12 protein-coding genes are annotated in these 16,953 nt (G+C 43.4%); 4 read left to right on the forward strand and 8 right to left on the reverse strand.

What is annotated here, in order from left to right:
- Positions 1 to 286 precede the first annotated feature (286 nt).
- On the forward strand, positions 287 to 1,447 hold the full coding sequence (locus tag QR722_RS15970; RefSeq protein ID WP_286283938.1) for a serine hydrolase domain-containing protein: 1,161 nt from the start codon (positions 287 to 289) through the stop codon (positions 1,445 to 1,447).
- Positions 1,448 to 1,596: 149 nt separating this feature from the next.
- The gene (locus QR722_RS15975; protein WP_286283939.1) at positions 1,597 to 2,823 is read left to right on the forward strand and encodes a threonine/serine exporter family protein; all 1,227 of its coding nucleotides are present in this window, start codon (positions 1,597 to 1,599) and stop codon (positions 2,821 to 2,823) included.
- Here QR722_RS15975 and QR722_RS15980 read toward each other — a convergent pair.
- From QR722_RS15980 to QR722_RS15995, 4 genes are all read right to left on the reverse strand, one after another.
- On the reverse strand, positions 2,820 to 3,494 hold the full coding sequence (locus QR722_RS15980) for a 3'-5' exonuclease (protein ID WP_286283940.1): 675 nt from the start codon (positions 3,492 to 3,494) through the stop codon (positions 2,820 to 2,822). The genes QR722_RS15975 and QR722_RS15980 overlap by 4 nt on opposite strands.
- Positions 3,494 to 5,329 (reverse strand): putative nucleotidyltransferase substrate binding domain-containing protein, encoded by a 1,836-nt coding sequence (locus QR722_RS15985; protein ID WP_286283941.1) that lies wholly within the window; start codon positions 5,327 to 5,329, stop codon positions 3,494 to 3,496. The genes QR722_RS15980 and QR722_RS15985 overlap by 1 nt, the downstream gene beginning before the upstream one ends.
- 108 nt (positions 5,330 to 5,437) lie before the next feature.
- Complete coding sequence (locus QR722_RS15990) at positions 5,438 to 7,144, reverse strand: sodium:solute symporter family protein (RefSeq protein WP_286283942.1); 1,707 nt, start codon at positions 7,142 to 7,144, stop codon at positions 5,438 to 5,440.
- A 10-nt stretch (positions 7,145 to 7,154) separates the two neighbouring features.
- Entirely contained in the window at positions 7,155 to 7,421 is a 267-nt protein-coding gene (locus QR722_RS15995; RefSeq protein WP_286283944.1) for a DUF4212 domain-containing protein, read from the reverse strand.
- A gap of 272 nt (positions 7,422 to 7,693) precedes the next feature.
- On the opposite strand from QR722_RS15995, the gene QR722_RS16000 reads away from it, so the two are divergent.
- Positions 7,694 to 11,107 (forward strand): PAS domain-containing hybrid sensor histidine kinase/response regulator, encoded by a 3,414-nt coding sequence (locus QR722_RS16000; protein WP_286283945.1) that lies wholly within the window; start codon positions 7,694 to 7,696, stop codon positions 11,105 to 11,107.
- Between the two features lie 30 nt (positions 11,108 to 11,137).
- Here the strand turns inward: QR722_RS16000 and QR722_RS16005 are convergent, their stop codons facing one another.
- The 3 genes from QR722_RS16005 to acs all read right to left on the reverse strand — a co-directional run bounded on the left by QR722_RS16005 (position 11,138) and on the right by acs (position 14,595).
- On the reverse strand, positions 11,138 to 11,839 hold the full coding sequence (locus QR722_RS16005; RefSeq protein WP_286283946.1) for an acetyltransferase domain-containing protein: 702 nt from the start codon (positions 11,837 to 11,839) through the stop codon (positions 11,138 to 11,140).
- Entirely contained in the window at positions 11,839 to 12,501 is a 663-nt protein-coding gene (locus QR722_RS16010) for a response regulator (RefSeq protein WP_286283947.1), read from the reverse strand. The genes QR722_RS16005 and QR722_RS16010 overlap by 1 nt, the downstream gene beginning before the upstream one ends.
- A 153-nt stretch (positions 12,502 to 12,654) precedes the next feature.
- A complete protein-coding gene (gene acs / locus QR722_RS16015; protein ID WP_286283948.1) occupies positions 12,655 to 14,595 on the reverse strand; it encodes an acetate--CoA ligase in 1,941 nt (646 codons plus the stop codon).
- 212 nt (positions 14,596 to 14,807) lie between these two features.
- Between acs and QR722_RS16020 the strand changes: the two genes are divergently transcribed.
- On the forward strand, positions 14,808 to 15,971 hold the full coding sequence (locus QR722_RS16020; protein ID WP_286283949.1) for a DcaP family trimeric outer membrane transporter: 1,164 nt from the start codon (positions 14,808 to 14,810) through the stop codon (positions 15,969 to 15,971).
- 90 nt (positions 15,972 to 16,061) lie between these two features.
- Here the strand turns inward: QR722_RS16020 and QR722_RS16025 are convergent, their stop codons facing one another.
- The gene (locus tag QR722_RS16025; RefSeq protein ID WP_286283950.1) at positions 16,062 to 16,859 is read right to left on the reverse strand and encodes a sensor histidine kinase; all 798 of its coding nucleotides are present in this window, start codon (positions 16,857 to 16,859) and stop codon (positions 16,062 to 16,064) included.
- Between the last annotated feature and the right edge of the window lie 94 nt (positions 16,860 to 16,953).

Below are 16,953 nucleotides of genomic sequence, written 5' to 3' on the forward strand. Positions count from 1 at the left end.
CTATTGTAATAAGCCCAAAATCTATGCAAACATATACCTTTAGATTATAAAAGCAATTGAAAATTTTCATCTATATTAAGCTTTTACTTCTATCAAGCGTATTTAGATCATGGTAAGGATACGCAACCAAACGATATAGATCAGAATAACGTCCACATCAATTGTACGTGAATCAGATTGTTACTAAAGCAATAGAATATCTAATAGCTCAATACCAGTTTTTCATTATTTTATATAACAGAATTCAATAGACCAGTGTTAATTGGTCATCAAAGAGGTTCGCCCTATGCTTGTTCTAAAGTTAGCTACATCGCCCAAGATTATCTTGTTGAATACAATATTGTGGCTCACTGTAGGCTTGGCACATGGTAAAACTATGCAAGTATTGCCGCAGATAGATGCAAAATTTCAACAAGCTGTGTCCGCTAGCACCGTGCCTGGTATCAGTGTTGCAATTGCCGACAACACCGGAGTAGTCTGGGCTAACGGTTATGGATTAGCGGATATAGAAAATCAAGTAACAATGACGCCTAAGCACAAAATGCGTATAGGTAGTGTTGCCAAATTGATTACAGTGGCAGCGATGATGCGTTTGTTAGAGCAACAAAAAATTGATCTGGATAGGGGGATAACTGAGTATGTCAGTGTTTGGCCGACTAAACATGCTCCACTGACATTACGCCAATTAGCATCGCATACCGCTGGCATACGTCACTACAATAACAGTGATGAGTTTTTAATGAATCAACATTTTGCCGATGTATCCAGCAGTTTAACAATATTTAAAGATGATAATTTACTTTTTAAACCCGGTGATAAAACCCAATACTCTACTTTCGCCTTTAGTCTGATTGCAGCGGCACTGGAAGGTGCCAACTCCCCGCTGAATTTTAAGCAAATTGTGCAACAGCAAGTATTTGCGCCACTTGGTATGCAAGACTCAGTATTCGACGACCAGGCCGACATCATAGCCTTTCGCCAACGCCCCTATAATACAATTGATGGAAAACTGTTTAACGCTCCACAAACGGACCATTCTTATAAGTATGCCGGAGGCGGATTTCTCGCTACGGCGTCAGATATCTCCCGTTTTGCTGTCGCCCACGCTTCGCCAGGCTATTTACAAGCCGAGTCATTAAGTCAGTTATTTAGTCCGACAAAATTAAACGATGGCAGTACAAATGGATTTGGCATTGGCTGGATGATTAATTTCGACAGTTTTAAACGTCGAAGCTATTACCAAGACAATTCTAGGGCCCAGCAACTTATGGCTAGCTTTGACAATGCAGCAATGCATGCTGGCGGCAGTAATGGTGGCACAACCATGATGATACTATGCCGCGATCATCAACGGGCGGTGACTGTGGTCAAGAATGTTGATGGTGAACACAGTGCTGATGTTTTCTTATTGGCACTTGAAACCCTAAGTCATTTTCACAAGCTATGATCGCCAATATATGGATTAGTTTTTTTAATTCCAAATGCACAAAAAATGTTCATTGCAATGATTTGATTCGCCCACTAAACTGCGCGCCTTTGGGTACTTACCTTCATTATTTTTGGCTTAGGCCGCACACTCAGTAGTTGAATTTTAGAATGCATAAATCAGAATTTGCCCAGATACGTAAATTTATCCTTAAATTAGGAAAAATGTTACATAAGTATGGTTCACCATCTTTTCGTTTAGAAGCCTATCTAAGTGAAATTGCCACCTACTTTGGGTTACATGCATCGTTTATTTCCACCCCCACATCGCTGACTATTGTTCTGTGGAGCGATCGGCATGAAGACGAGTATAATCACTCTGTCCGTATCCAACCGGGCGAACTCGACATGAATTCGCTGTCATTAACTGATGAGCTTGCCTATCAGTTATTATCGGGAGAAATTGAGCTGGAAGAAGCTAGCCAGCGTCTCGATGAAATTGATTCTACGCCAAGTCCCTACAATAAATCGATCACTGGTGTAGCCTTTGGGCTTTCAACCAGCGCATTTGCTATGTTGATGGGAGCAGGCTGGCCCGAGATTGCCTGTTCAGGTTTACTCGGCCTGATGGTGTATTTCTGGACACTATGGGCGCAAAAATCCAAACGCGTCAACTTGATGCTTGAGCCAGTCGCCTCTTTCTCTGTGGGCTTCCTCGCCTGTGCGATTTGTTATTATTTTTCTTCTGGTTTTAATGTTTGGCTGATCATTTTATCTTCACTAATTATTTTAGTCCCTGGGCTGTCTCTTACTATGGGGCTAGCAGAGTTGTCATCTCGAAATTTAGTCTCCGGTACAGCGCGGGTTATGGATGCCATTATGCAGCTGTTTAAGCTCTACTTCGGAGCATTTTTGGGTATCAGCTTGGGTTATCACATATTTGGACAACAAGAGCTACAAGCGGCTGATACCCTGCCACTATGGGTGAATTGGCTTGGCGTGTTGATGTTAAGTACCGGCCTAGTCGCTATATTTCGTACTCGACTCAAACATGTTCCTTGGGCAGTTGCGTCGACTTTCATCGCGTACGGTGCTTCGACTTTAAGCTCAGCTTATTTGGAAAATGGCTTGGGCGCATTTATGGGGGCATTCGCTCTGGGGGTATTTTCCAATTTGTTTTCCCGTATTGCCAACGCACCATCGACTATCGTGGCTATGCACGGTTTAATCGTGTTAGTCCCCGGCTCAAAAACCTATATTGGTTTGAATTCGTTTATCTCGGGGCAAGATTTTATCAAAGCCGACCATATTGGGCAGGAAACCTTCTTAATATTAATGTCTTTGGTGGCAGGGCTAATTTTTGCAAACGTGGTTATGCCAACCAAAAAAGCCCTTTAAATCGGTTTATGCTGAAATACTTTGACGGCACCAGTGGACATCAGGCTTGCGAAGCTTTCGCGGCCCAATGGGTCAAACTGACGTAATTGTGCATACAATAATTCCATTGTAGCTAATGCATCATCTAATGCGTTGTGAGCCGGTGCCAAGGGTAAATTATGACGTTGCCGGCAGGATGTTAAGGTCGCCGCATTAGGAGCTGGAATTTGATGAGCTTTATTAAGCTGATATAAGGCCAATCGCAAGGTATCAACTGTGACTAATTGCGGCAGTGAAATCCCCAGCTTGTGATACACCTTAGTTAACACTGACATATCCAAATTAGTACAATGAAACACCCAAACATGGCTTTGAGCGTAGTCTAATAAATGTTCAAGGGCGACTCTAACTGGTTCACCATCTTCAATATCTTGCCCCACAAGGCCATGAATTATCGGACTTTGATGCAAAGATGCGGTAGTGGTAATCACCTTGTAATAGCATGTTTCAAGGGGGATCAGGCTAGCTTTTCCTTGCACCCAACCTATTGACAATATATTCGATTGTTCTGCATCCAAAGAGGTCAATTCGAGATCAACGGCTAAAAATGGGATCTGACCCCAAGGTTGAGTCCGAAATTTCTCAGGCAAAGCCAACGATGGCGTCCACCAGTTTATGAGGGACTGCCACATTAGCCCATACCAGCCGAAAATTTAACTAATACAGCTTGTTGCGCTCGTTTTATCGATTTAAATGCGGCTTTTAACTGATGCTTCTCAATAGAAGATAAATCGGACACACACACATAGTTATCAGTGGCATTGTTCTGTAATTGATGTCGCCAGCGCAACCGATTTAAAAACAACCAAATATCCCGTAGATTATTGCCATCACTTTGAGTTAATTGTGATGAATCCTGCAAATTTTCTAGTCGGGCCAAAGTAGAAGGCATTTTCAAACCACTAGCAAGAGCGTAAATCCGCACCAGATTGTTGATGATAGCCACCGCATTGGTTTTAATATCAATGCAGTCATCCCGGCTGTGGCCCTTTTTGTAGACAAACTGTTGGAACATCGACAAAGGCACACTATTTTCTTCTGCATGTCGGGCTAAAGCCGCTAAAAATATTGGTTGTTTCAGGAGTGGCTCACGAGCTTTTTGCAAGTTATCGAGGAGCGCTTTGTTCCCTGCGACCGCACGAACATCAAGGAAAATATTAAAATGAAGAATGGCTTCCGTAGTAGGTTGTCTTACCCATTTCTGAGTTTCCTGAATAGCCTCTTGCACTGACATTCTTAAATCGGGATTGCTTGCCATTATATTGCCATCACATAACTTGATACCGCATTTCCCCAGCCCTTTGCAGACATAGTCAGCCAGTGATGAAAAATACTCGGCCTCTTGTGCATCTGGACTGCGTGCTAATAGCATCGCATTGTCTTGATCAGAACCCATGGTTTGATCGTCTCTGGCTTGGGAGCCATATACTAACCAGCAATAATCAAATGGTGGACTACCATGCTGTTGCTGATAAAACAGAATCAGTTTTCGTGTCATAATATCCGTGGCTTGGGACAGCACTTTTCCGGCAATATCAAAGTCCCCTAGCCTTTTGGCGTGTTTAGCGAAATAATGTGGGAGCTGCCAACTCAAGCGGGTAAGATCATAAAGACTTTGTGCTTTTGACAACTCATTAATGATAAACAGCACGTTGCCACGTTGATGCCTGATCATATCACTGGCGGTGAGCATACCCACAGGCGTTTCAGTGATATGGTCGACTACTGGAAGGTGATGGATATTGTGTTCGGTCATCACGCAGAGCGCGTCAAACAAGGTTTTATTCTGGCTAATTTTAGCCGGATCAGACGTCATTATAGTTTCAATTGGACTGTGCACGTCGACCTGTTCAGTTACCACTCGATTGCGAACATCTCTATCCGTCAGTATACCCACTAGTTTGTCTTGTTGCGTGACCAATAATGACGAAATACTATGCTGAGACATCAATTGTACCCCCTGCAAAATTGGCGTACCCAAATCTACACTTATCGGCTGTCCTGATAAAACTTCTTCTATGGGTTTATACAACCACATGGATTTAGAATCGGTTACAGCATCTTGATGTAACTGCTCAGAGTGATAGGTTTGAAAAAATTGTGCAATTTTAGGGTGTTCTTCAATTAAACTATTAATTGCTGCGGCATCAATACAATAAATTAATCCAGCTCGGTCAACTTTGACCTGAATAGTTTGATCAAGATGATTGAGCAGATTATCAACACCAAAGAAATCACCTTCACTTAGGTGACCTTCAGCATTGTTTGAATCTTTGACTGAAAATTGACCACTGCTGATCAGAAACAGTGAACGCTTTTTCTGGCTGACAATCTGCGCTGCATTTTCTTCACTCACATAAGCAACAGTGATGTGTTTGACCAACCGAGTTATATCATCCAAATCAAGAATATCAAAAGGTGCTGAGGATTTAAGAAAGTCCAATGATTGTTGTGGCATGCTTGTCACTGTCTACTCCTTAAAAGGTAATATTCATTTATCAAAGTTATTAGAACTTTGGATAAGTAAATAAAAAGCCCGGAAATGTCCGGGCTTTGCTGAACATAGAGCTTTGCCTTAGTGAGCTGTCGCTTCACCTGATCCTTTTGGAAAACGGATATCTTCGACTAGTTGCTGAATCTCTTCTGGTGCATCACCAGTGAACTTCAGTACAACTAATGCCACTACGAAGTTAACTATCATACCGATTGTACCTATACCTTCAGGTGAGATATTAAACAACCAGTTAGCCGGTACATTCGCTGCCGGGTTAACAAATTTAAAGTAGATTATGTAAGCAGCAGTAAACGTAATACCCGCTAACATACCTGCGATTGCCCCCTTGTCATTCATACGCTTCATGAATATTCCCATAATAATAGCAGGGAAGAAGGAGGATGCAGCTAACCCGAACGCGAAGGCGACCACCTGGGCGACGAATCCTGGTGGATTAATCCCAAAGTAACCGGCAATACAAATTGCCACCCCCGCAGCGAGTCGGGCGTAAAACAGCTCCTTCTTATCAGTAATATTGGGCATCAAATTACGCTTGAGTAAATCATGGGATACCGACGTTGATATAACTAACAACAAGCCTGCCGAAGTGGATAGTGCAGCGGCAACGCCACCAGCAGCAACTAAAGCAATGACCCATGCTGGTAAATTAGCAATTTCAGGATTCGCCAATACCATAATATCTCGGTCAACTTTCATTTCGTTGCGATCATCACCCGAGTAAAACATTTTACCATCGCCATTCTTGTCATCCCAACCAATTAAGCCTGTTTTTTCCCAGTTGGATATCCAGCTTGGAGCTTCAGCGTAACTAGTCCCCATCTGGTCTTTGCCATTGATGGTTTCGATCATGTTCACCCTAGCAAAAGATGCTAGTGAAGGTGCTGTGGTATACAAGATGGCAATAAAGACCAATGCCCAACCTGCACTGTAGCGGGCATCACGTACTTTAGGTACAGTGAAGAAGCGTACAATTACATGGGGTAAACCAGCAGTACCAACCATTAAGGCTGCTGTAATACAGAACACATCGATCATACTTTTGGTGCCAGAGGTATATTCATTAAACCCCAGCTCCAACGACAACCCATCGAGCTTGTCGAGCAAGTAGACCCCCGAACCGTCCATCAAGGTTGCTCCGAAGCCTGTTTGAGGCAACATATGACCCGTCATCATGATTGAGATAAATACTGCAGGTACTAGATATGCAAATATCAATACACAGTACTGAGCCACTTGGGTATAGGTAATACCTTTCATTCCACCCAAAACGGTGTAGAAGAAAACAATTGCCATGCCAATTACAACCCCGGTGACGATATCCACCTCTAAGAAGCGACTAAATACCACACCTACCCCGCGCATTTGGCCTGCCACATAAGTGAAACAGACAAAAATTGCACAGATAACTGCCACGGTTCTGGCAGTTTGAGAGTAATAACGGTCACCAATGAAATCGGGCACCGTGAATTTGCCGAATTTTCGTAGGTAAGGAGCCAGGCAAAGCGCTAGTAATACATAACCACCTGTCCATCCCAGTAGATATACTGCGCCATCGTAACCCATAAATGAGATCAGACCTGCCATCGAAATAAATGATGCGGCAGACATCCAGTCAGCTGCGGTTGCCATACCATTAGCAATAGGGTGAACCCCGCCGCCGGCTACATAGAATTCATTGGTTGAGCCAGCTCTGGCCCAAACAGCAATACCGATATAGAGCAAGAAAGAGGCTCCTACGATAATAAAGGTTAATATTTTTACATCCATTTTCTTGCTCCTACTCTTCGTCTACGCCAAAGCGTTTATCTAAAATATTCATTTGACGAACGTAGACAAAAATCAACGCCACAAATACGTAAATAGCACCTTGCTGGGCAAACCAGAACCCTAATTTGAAACCAAAGAACCTGATTTCATTCAATACATCAACAAGTAGAATGCCGAATCCAAAGGACACAACAAACCACACAGTCAGCAGTTTCATCATTAACGAGATATTTTCTCGCCAGTAGGCTTTTTTATCTTCTTCTGTTTTAAACGCCATTTTCGTTTCCTCACGCTTGTCGTCTGGCAATTGGCTTCGGCGTGGACAAACACAAAAAATCTATGTACCTACCAAAGCATTGCTATCTAATCTAGACCGCTATTGCTTGTAGGCAAATGAGACCATGGTCGTAGACCCTTAATTTATTTTCTATTGGTTTAATGTGATAAGGTTAATTAACCACTTGCAGAGCGTTATCATTACCTAGCTAGGTGTCTGCACGATTGGAATAACTTATTAAAATAAATAGTGTTTTTTGAAAGGTTAATTGCATGACTCTAGGTTGGGTAGCACTGGCGCTTATTTATCTTACCGGTTTGTTTTGGATTGCCCGCTGGGGTGAAAAAGACACGCCCCTAGCACGCTCAATCACTTCTCATCCGGCAGTGTATTCATTAGCACTAGCGATTTATTGTACCGCTTGGACCTTCTTCGGTGCAGTAGGGGAGGCGGCACGTAAAGACTGGCAATATTTGCCCATATTACTTGGCCCAGCGCTGGTATATATTTTTGGCTATCGCTTCATACATAAACTCGTGTTGGTTAGCAAAAAACAAAATATTACGACTATTGCCGACTTTATTTCGTCCCGTTATGGCAAACGGCAAACGGTTGCATTGTTAGTAACCATCATAGCCCTGCTGGCCACCATTCCCTATGTGGCATTGCAACTAAAAGCCATTGGCTCAGCCTTTCAACTTGTCTCAGCGCAAGCCCATAGCGAGCTAATAGTGCTTATAGCGACCGGGTTTATCGCGCTGTTTTCGATTTATTTTGGTACCCAACGAGCCGACGTTACTGAGTACCGCCGGGGACTGATACTGGCTATCGCATTTGAGTCAAGCGTGAAATTAATAGCTCTCATCTGCGTTGCCGTAGTGGCGTACTTTTGGGCCAACTTTGATGACCTTGACACGTTTTCGGTGGCCATATCATCCTTTACCTCCTTCGAGCGCCTGCAAACCTTTCCCTTTATTGCACAGACGATTATGGCGGCAGCAGCGATAATTTGTTTGCCTCGTCAGTTCCACGTCGCTGTGGTTGACAATGTAAATTTGCAGCAACTCAAAACTGCTAGATGGCTCTTTCCCCTCTATCTCATTGCCACAGCTATGGTTATCCCAATATTGGCTGCTGCTGGACAAGCCTTGATGGGCAATCAGGATCCCGACACCTACGTGCTCGGATTAGCCATTTTGACTGATTCGCTTATCATAAAAATGTTAGTTTTTGTCGGCGGATTATCGGCGGCTACCGCGATGATTATCATTGCGACCTTGACCCTAAGTACCATGCTGACTAACGACGTCATTCTGCCCAAGGTATTGGCCCGCAAGCATCAAAGCGACGGCTTGACCGACTACGCAAAAATGATTGTCAATGTCAGACGTATCGTGATTGCGGCACTACTATTATTGGCCTATGTGTACCATCAATACATGGCGGGAAGCCGATCTTTAGCGTCCATAGGACTAGTGGCTTTTTCGCTAGTGATTCAATTGCTACCGGCTATTTTAGGCGGATTATATTGGAAGAAGGGTCATGCTCATGGTGTATATGCTGGACTTTTAGCTGGTGTTGTCACTTGGGTCTTGTGGTTATTACTGCCTCTCACAGACGGAGAACCGGCTTATCGGCTGCAGACGGATACTATCAGTATAGGCGCAATGCTCAGCCTAGCGGCAAATACTCTGTGTTATGTGTTCTTTTCGATTTTTTCCCATGATAGTTTAATTGATCGCATTCAGGCACAAGCTTTCGTATCCCCCAGGGAGGGACAACTCAGTGACTTCAAAAAACAACAAACCTCAGCAACGGTAGCTGATCTTGCCACCTTGATGAGTACCTTTTTAGGTGACACTAGAGTTGAAAACTTAATTTCCGATTTCGAGCGACGCAAACATAAAACCTTACGACAAAGCCATTCGCCAGACAGTGATTTTTTGCAGTTTTGTGAACTGTCATTGGGAGGCGTGATCGGCGCATCAAGCGCCAAAGCCCTAATTGACAGTGCTGTCAGCGGCAAGAAATTAAATTTTGAAGAGGTAGTAACCTTCTTTGATGACACCACACAAGCCATTCAATTTAACGCTACTGCATTATTCACTTCCATAGAAAGTCTAGATCAGGGGATCAGTGTCATCGATAAACAATTAAAAATGGTGGCGTGGAATAAACGTTATCTTGAATTGTTTGATTATCCCGATGACATGTTAAGTGTAGGCACTCCTATTGAGAACTTGGTTCGGTTCAATGCTATGCGCGGCGAATGTGGCGTGGGTGATATTGAGGTGTTAGTGCAAAAGCGCGTGTCCCATCTCAAAGCCGGACACCCGCATAGGTTCGTCAGACAACGCAGTGATGGTCGCATGATTGAGATGGTCGGTAATCCCCTACCCGGCGGCGGCTTCGTTACCAGCTTCAATGATATAACCTCGCATATCGAGATCCAAAAAGCCCTTAAAGAAGCCAATATTAATCTTGAACGTAGAATTGAGAAACGGGGCGAGGAAGTGCAAGCGATTAACGCTGAATTACGTTCTGAAATCGTACGCCGGGCTGAGTTAGAAACCCAACTGGTTCAAGCGCGAAAAGACGCTGAAGCGGCCAACGCTAGCAAAACTCGCTTTTTGGCCTTAGCCAGCCATGATGTATTGCAGCCGCTCAACGCGGCAAAGCTCTATCTATCTGCCTTACACGAAATTGAGGTCGGACCTGAAGCAAGGAGTATACTGGCAAAATTGGGCGACAGCGTAACCTCCAGCGAAACGTTAATTTCGACCTTACTGGATATTTCTAGGCTAGATCAAGGTGAGATTAAGCTATCGATTGAAACATTTTCGTTGGCACAACTGTTACAACCCTTGCTTGATGAATTCAGTATGAAGGCAGAAAATAAAGGACTAAACCTAAAATCACGCCTAGGGAGTCATTGGGTCAAAACCGATAAAACACACTTATATAGGATAGTTCAAAACTTACTATCCAACGCAGTTAAATATAGTGAACACGGACATATTTTGATCTCTGCCAGAACACGCCAACAGCACATTTTACTCCAAGTGTGGGATACGGGAATCGGGATCTCCGAAGAAGAACAAGGTCGAATTTTTTCAGATTTTTACCGTGTCGACGGCAGTTCTCAACATGGGGTGGGCTTAGGTCTAGGAGTAGTGTCTCGTATGGCTTCGAAACTGGATGTGTCTGTTAATGTCAGATCAAGATTAGGCACAGGAAGTTGCTTTTCAATCCTTGTCCCTGCGGTAGAAGCCGAAATCACAACGTCTAAGAGCACCAGCATACTAGGCTCCAACTTAGATAACCTGCAAGTATTGTGTATAGATGACAAGCACGAAAATCTTGATGCCATGCAGACCTTGTTGGACAAGTGGCATATCCATACCAATACAGCTCTCAATTTAGCTCAAGCTCTAGCTACATTAGAGCAACATACCCCCAATGTATTATTAGTCGATTATCATTTAGGTGAAAGCAAAAATGGTATTGAGGTAATTGAACTCATTTGGCAACAACTTGAACAGCGTATTCCGGCTGTATTGGTCACAGCCAATCAAGAAGACAATATCATGGAGTTGTGTCATGAAAAACATATCAGTTACTTAAGCAAACCAGTTAAACCGGCTAAACTCCGTGCGCTACTAAATAGTTTCAAAGCTCAGATCTAGGGTCGATGACGTTTTCTGTCGATTGGCCAGTTAACTCAAGATGCCAACGGCTCCGAATATGGCAAACAGTATGGGTTGATGGACAAGATAGATGATTAAACTATGACGACTGGCGAAGGATATGAGTGGGCGATTACCAATATGTTTAGCCATATCTCGTGTAAACCAAGCTTGATAAGCCAGCCAAACTCCAATTAACACTACCCCTGTCCAAGGGAAAAGTCCCACATAATCATTAGTATAGCTTGACAGCATATGGGCTATTGGATGAAAAGGAAAGAAGCTACTGACCCATCCTAAGTTGTAGATAGCAATAACTATTAGGCCCAGGACTAAGGCCACATTAGGTAAACTTGCAAAGATGGCGGTTAAAACACTGGCCACTGCAATGAAATGCAGCACTCCAAAGAAAATCCAATTATCCGCGGCCATAATTAAGGAAGAAATAGTAACCGCTATCGCTGCCAAGATTAGCCAGGTTAAGCGCTGTACAAAATGCTTTGCTTTGAATCCTGAACCATGCACCACCGCTAAAGAAAAACCGACACATAAAAAGAACAACGTCAGTATTACCTGACGAAATTGTCTCCAGCCCTCACCGTCTGGCGTATCCCAGCTTACATAGCCAAAGAATTTAAGATCGTAAATAAAATGAAATATCACCATCAATAGAATGGCAACAAAACGCATAAAATCGACGGTATAAACCCGCTGACTAGGAAGTTTACTCATTAGCTTTTGTGGCAAAGTTCTGGGGCTGGAGGCTCTAACTGCAATTGCGAGGATATCAACACCGCTTGGGTACGATTGTTGATACCCAGTTTTTTAAATAATGCCGTCACGTGCGCTTTAACTGTTGCTTCGGCGATATCCAATTCATAACCAATCTGTTTATTCAACAAACCGTCCCGCATAAAACACAACACTTTGTATTGGGCGGGCGTCAAGGTCGCGACTCTTTCAGCCAACTGGACAAACTCGCTATCTGGTTGTTCAATTTCATTGACCATAGCGTCAGGGATCCAATTATCACCATCCAAAATACGGCCCACCGCCTCAGCGATAGATTGCGCGCTGGTGGTCTTGGGTATAAAGCCCATCGCCCCACTGCCCATCACTTTTGAAATAATATTTTTATCTTCAAGTCCTGAAACTACGGCGACAGGTAATTGGGGATAGAGTTTGCGAATGTGGATCAGACCAAACAAATCATTACTACCAGGCATATGTAAATCAAGTAACAACAAATCAATATCATGCTGCTGAATGATTTCTAAGGTCTGATTTAAATCACTAGACTCAAGTAGTGTTAACGGCTTATCAGAATGAGTAAGTGCCAAACGCAAAGCATCCCGATATAGGGGGTGGTCATCAGCGATGAGTAAAGTAAACATATGAGTTTTTATTTTTGTTATAGGGTAGTGGTCATTCAAACAGGCTAAAGCGAACAAATCAATCATTGCGTTAAAAGTTTGTAAAATAAGGTAGGGAAAATGCAGGCAAGCGCCAAAGTTTGGGCATCAACTTTGGATGCCCAAACTTATTTGCTAGGGATTTAAGCGGTGCTCGATAAGCTCGTCGACAACACCAGGATCTGCTAGTGTCGAAGTATCACCTAGCTGATTGTGCTCATTGGCTGCTATCTTGCGCAAGATCCGTCGCATGATTTTTCCAGAGCGGGTCTTTGGCAATCCTAACGTCCAGTGGATCAGATCAGGAACAGCGATGGGGCTGAGCTCAGTTCGCACCCAACGTTTGACTTCCGCAGTTAGCTCATCGGTCACTACTGTTCCTTCAATCGGAATAACGTAAACATAGATCCCCTGCCCCTTAATGTCATGTGGGTAACCTACAACAGCCGCTTCAGCAATGGCCGGGTGTGACACTAATGCACTTTCAATTTCAGCGGTCCCAAGGCGATGTCCCGAGACATTGAGTACATCATCTACTCGACCGGTGATCCAATAATAGCCATCTTCATCCCGACGACAACCATCCCCAGTGAAATAGCAATTATCATAGGTACTGAAATAGGTTTGTACGAACCTTTCATGATCACCATAAATAGTTCTGGCCTGGGCAGGCCAACTGTCTTTAATGATTAAATTGCCTTCTGTTGCACCACTTAACTCGTCACCATTGCTATCTACCAGCGCGGGTTGAACCCCGAAAAATGGATTGGTAGCCGAACCCGGTTTTAGAGCTGTGATGCTTGGCATAGGCGAAATCATAATGCCACCGGTCTCAGTTTGCCACCAAGTGTCTACAATCGGACAACGACCCTTGCCAATAGTCTCATGATACCAGTGCCACGCCTCCGGGTTAATGGGCTCGCCAACCGACCCAAGCAAACGCAAAGAATCACAATGAGTGCCTTGGGCTGCGAAGTCGCCATGAGCCATGAGGGCGCGAATTGCGGTTGGTGCAGTATATAAAATATTAACCTGATGCTTATCTACTATCTGACAAATTCTTCTTACATCTGGGTAGGTGGGTACGCCTTCGAATAATAAGGTTGTCGCACCATTGGCTAACGGACCATAGACCATATAAGTATGTCCGGTTATCCAGCCAACATCTGCAGCACACCAATATATTTCACCTGGACGGTAATCGAATACATATTTGTGAGTCGCAGCGGCATAGACTAAATAACCACCGGTAGTATGTAATACCCCTTTAGGTGTGCCCGTTGAACCTGAGGTATACAGAATAAAAAGTGGATCTTCCGCATTCATGGCAACAGGTTCACAGTGCGCGGAACAATCTGATGTCAATTCATGCCACCACAGGTCTTTTCCTGAAAACGCCACATCCGAACCAGTATTTTTAAACACTATGACGTTTTCAATACTAGGACAGCGGTCATTAGCAATTGCCTGATCAACGTTCACTTTCAATGGTACGCAATTTCCACCGCGACGCCCTTCGTCCGCCGTAATAACTAGTTTGGCTGTAGAGTCATTAATGCGATCTGCTATAGCGTTAGGTGAAAATCCACCAAATACTATGGAATGCACTGCGCCAATGCGGGTACAGGCCAACATAGCTACTGCAGCCTCTGGCACCATAGGCATATAAATAGCGACACGATCGCCCTTCTGTATCCCTAACTTTTTCATCCCATTAGCAAGTTGACAGACCTGATCGTGAAGTTGTTGATAGGTTATTTTTTTGTCAACCTCAGGAGAGTCTCCTTCCCACAATATGGCAGTCTCATTGGCTTGAGTAGCTAAATGACGGTCGATACAGTTGTAACTTACATTCAATTCACCATCTTCAAACCACTTGATGGTGACATTATCTTTGGCAAAGGAAGTATTTTTAATTTTGTTAGGGAAGCGCGACCAATCTAAAATTTTAGCCTGTTCTTTCCAAAACGTATCGGGGGCATCTATTGACTGTTGATACATCTTCTGATGTTGCTCAACAGTTAAATGTGAGCCTTGCTTGGCGTGCTCAGGTACCGGATAAATTAAATCTGTCATTAGGTTCTCCACCAAAATTTATTCAAAACATCGTTACTTCATATTAGCGTACTTTAACTTTATACCGTTATTGTGGAATGAGACTTTGGTCTTAGCTTTTCACGCTACTAAATATTGTACGACTTCAGTCTTATAGACCATCGGCTTATATGTAAATTTAATTACCAAGTGCTAAATTTAGGCGGGTATTAATTCTGCACTAGGAAAAAATAATGAGAACACACATTGCAGCAACGGTCGCACTAGCTATAACAGGACTTACAACTTTTAACACACAAGCCAATATTCTTGATAAAACTGACGTGAAATTTTCAGGTTACGTCAAAGCAGACGCCATGTTTAGCAGTTATAGTGATGGTACTCTGGCTGCGGGCAACATAGGTCGAGATTTCTATTTGCCTAGTTTAACCCCAGTGGGTGGCAATGAAGAATCGACTCAATTCGATGCACATATAAAGCAAACTCGATTCAGATTTACCACCAATACCAATCTTGATAACAATGAAACGGTTACTGCGGTGATAGAACTTGACTTTCATGCCACACCGGATGGTAATGAGCGGGTAAGTAATTCATATGAACCTAGAGTAAGACACGCATTCATAAAATACAATAATTGGCTGATCGGGCAAACTTGGTCAACCTTCCAAGATGTTAGAACCTTACCAGAAACATTAGACTTTATTGGTACAACAGACGGTACCATTTTTGTCCGTCAAGCGATGGTGAAATATAGCAGTGGTGGCTTTGAAGTATCACTGGAAAATCCAGAAACCACCATCAGCCCATTTGGCGGTGGTGCTCGCATCGTTGGGGATGACAATACTCTGCCTGACTTAGCGGCTCGCTATACCTTCAAAGGAGATTGGGGCCACTTTGCCGTAGCAGGTCTATTGCGTCAGCTAGAATATGTTGACAAGCAAGGCTCAGCTAATATTGATACGACAGAAACTAGCGCTGGTATTAGTTTGACTGCTAAGTTCATGCTCGGTCAAGATGACCTTCGTTTAATGGCCACCTTCGGTAGTGGCTTAGGTCGTTACTTGGCGCTCAATGCAGTAAATGGTGCGGTGCTCAACGCCAATAATGAACTGGAAGCAATTGATTCATCGGGTATCTCTATCGCCTACCGTCATCTGTGGAATGACACATGGAGAAGTAACTTTACTTATTCAATGTTTAGCGCAGACAATGACACTGCTTTAACAGGCACCGCCACCACTAAACAAACGTACAGTGCTCGCGCCAACATACTCTTTTCTCCATCCAAAGAGCTAACCTTTGGTGCAGAATACGCTTATGCGAAACGGGAATTGGAAACCGGAGCAGATGGTGATATGAGTCGCCTACAATTTTCGGCGAAATATGCGTTTTAAAGGATGATAAATTATCCATTAAAACTAACTTAGAGCATGATTTGATGGGAAAAGAGGCCTAATATTAGACCTCTTTTTTTTGTCATTAAATTAAAACACCAAACTAAACAGTGCTCCACCGGTTCCACTGGCAGTCACTTTTACGGTTCCGCCGTGGGCATTCATTACCTGTCGGGTTAACGCCAAACCAACCCCTGACCCTTCTTTTTTGGTGGTGAAGAAAGGAATGAAAATTTTACTCTTGATTTCATCATCTATACCAGAGCCGTTATCGGCTATTTCAATCACTACATTACCACGGCGGTTTAGTCCGGCACTTAAGGTGATAATGGGTTGGTCAATGCGATACGTCGCTTGCTGAGCATTTTTTACCAAGTTGATCAATATCTGTTCGAGCATGGCGCGATCTGCCTCCATTTTCAATTCACTGGGTTCAACATGATAACTTAGCTTAGTTTTATCTAACCCACTGTGCTGATTTATAATCTCAACTACTTGCTTGAATACCTCACTGATCTTAAATGAGATCTTGTTAGGCTCAGGCAGGCTGGTCAGTTTTCGATAGCTACCGACAAAGGTCATCAGTCCTTCACTTCTGCGAGCAACCGTTGTAACGGCACTAGCTATATCATCCAGATGTGAGTTTATTTCTGGTTTTTCACCAACCTTATGTTTAGTGTCCGCCACCAAATCAACTGCGGTTTTGGCCAGCGATGCTACAGGAGTAATGCTATTCATAATTTCATGTGTTAGTACTTTGACCAGGTCCTGCCAGGCTTGCATCTGACTGGCATCAAGCTCATTTTGGATATCTTGTAAGCTAAGGAGTTTTTCATGCTTTGCAGCTACAATCACATCTGTCATAGAGACACTTAACTGATGAGTCATATCATCTCCCTGAAAGGCTACCAGTCTGCGTTCACCTGCTTTTATATTCGTAAGGTGATAAACAAAGTCATGGCCAAACTGGTCAAGATCTTCA

Source organism: Aliiglaciecola sp. LCG003, from assembly GCF_030316135.1.
Taxonomy (GTDB): Bacteria; Pseudomonadota; Gammaproteobacteria; order Enterobacterales; family Alteromonadaceae; genus Aliiglaciecola.

Coding starts and splice junctions, on each gene's coding strand:
- QR722_RS16005 (WP_286283946.1), bottom strand. CDS start 11,839: ATGAGTAAACTTCCTAGTCAGCGGGTTTATACCGTCGATTTTATGCGT.
- QR722_RS16025 (WP_286283950.1), bottom strand. CDS start 16,859: ATGACTCATCAGTTAAGTGTCTCTATGACAGATGTGATTGTAGCTGCA.
- QR722_RS16020 (WP_286283949.1), top strand. CDS start 14,808: ATGAGAACACACATTGCAGCAACGGTCGCACTAGCTATAACAGGACTT.
- QR722_RS16000 (WP_286283945.1), top strand. CDS start 7,694: ATGACTCTAGGTTGGGTAGCACTGGCGCTTATTTATCTTACCGGTTTG.
- QR722_RS15980 (WP_286283940.1), bottom strand. CDS start 3,494: ATGTGGCAGTCCCTCATAAACTGGTGGACGCCATCGTTGGCTTTGCCT.
- QR722_RS15990 (WP_286283942.1), bottom strand. CDS start 7,144: ATGGATGTAAAAATATTAACCTTTATTATCGTAGGAGCCTCTTTCTTG.
- acs (WP_286283948.1), bottom strand. CDS start 14,595: ATGACAGATTTAATTTATCCGGTACCTGAGCACGCCAAGCAAGGCTCA.
- QR722_RS16010 (WP_286283947.1), bottom strand. CDS start 12,501: ATGTTTACTTTACTCATCGCTGATGACCACCCCCTATATCGGGATGCT.
- QR722_RS15975 (WP_286283939.1), top strand. CDS start 1,597: ATGCATAAATCAGAATTTGCCCAGATACGTAAATTTATCCTTAAATTA.
- QR722_RS15970 (WP_286283938.1), top strand. CDS start 287: ATGCTTGTTCTAAAGTTAGCTACATCGCCCAAGATTATCTTGTTGAAT.
- QR722_RS15995 (WP_286283944.1), bottom strand. CDS start 7,421: ATGGCGTTTAAAACAGAAGAAGATAAAAAAGCCTACTGGCGAGAAAAT.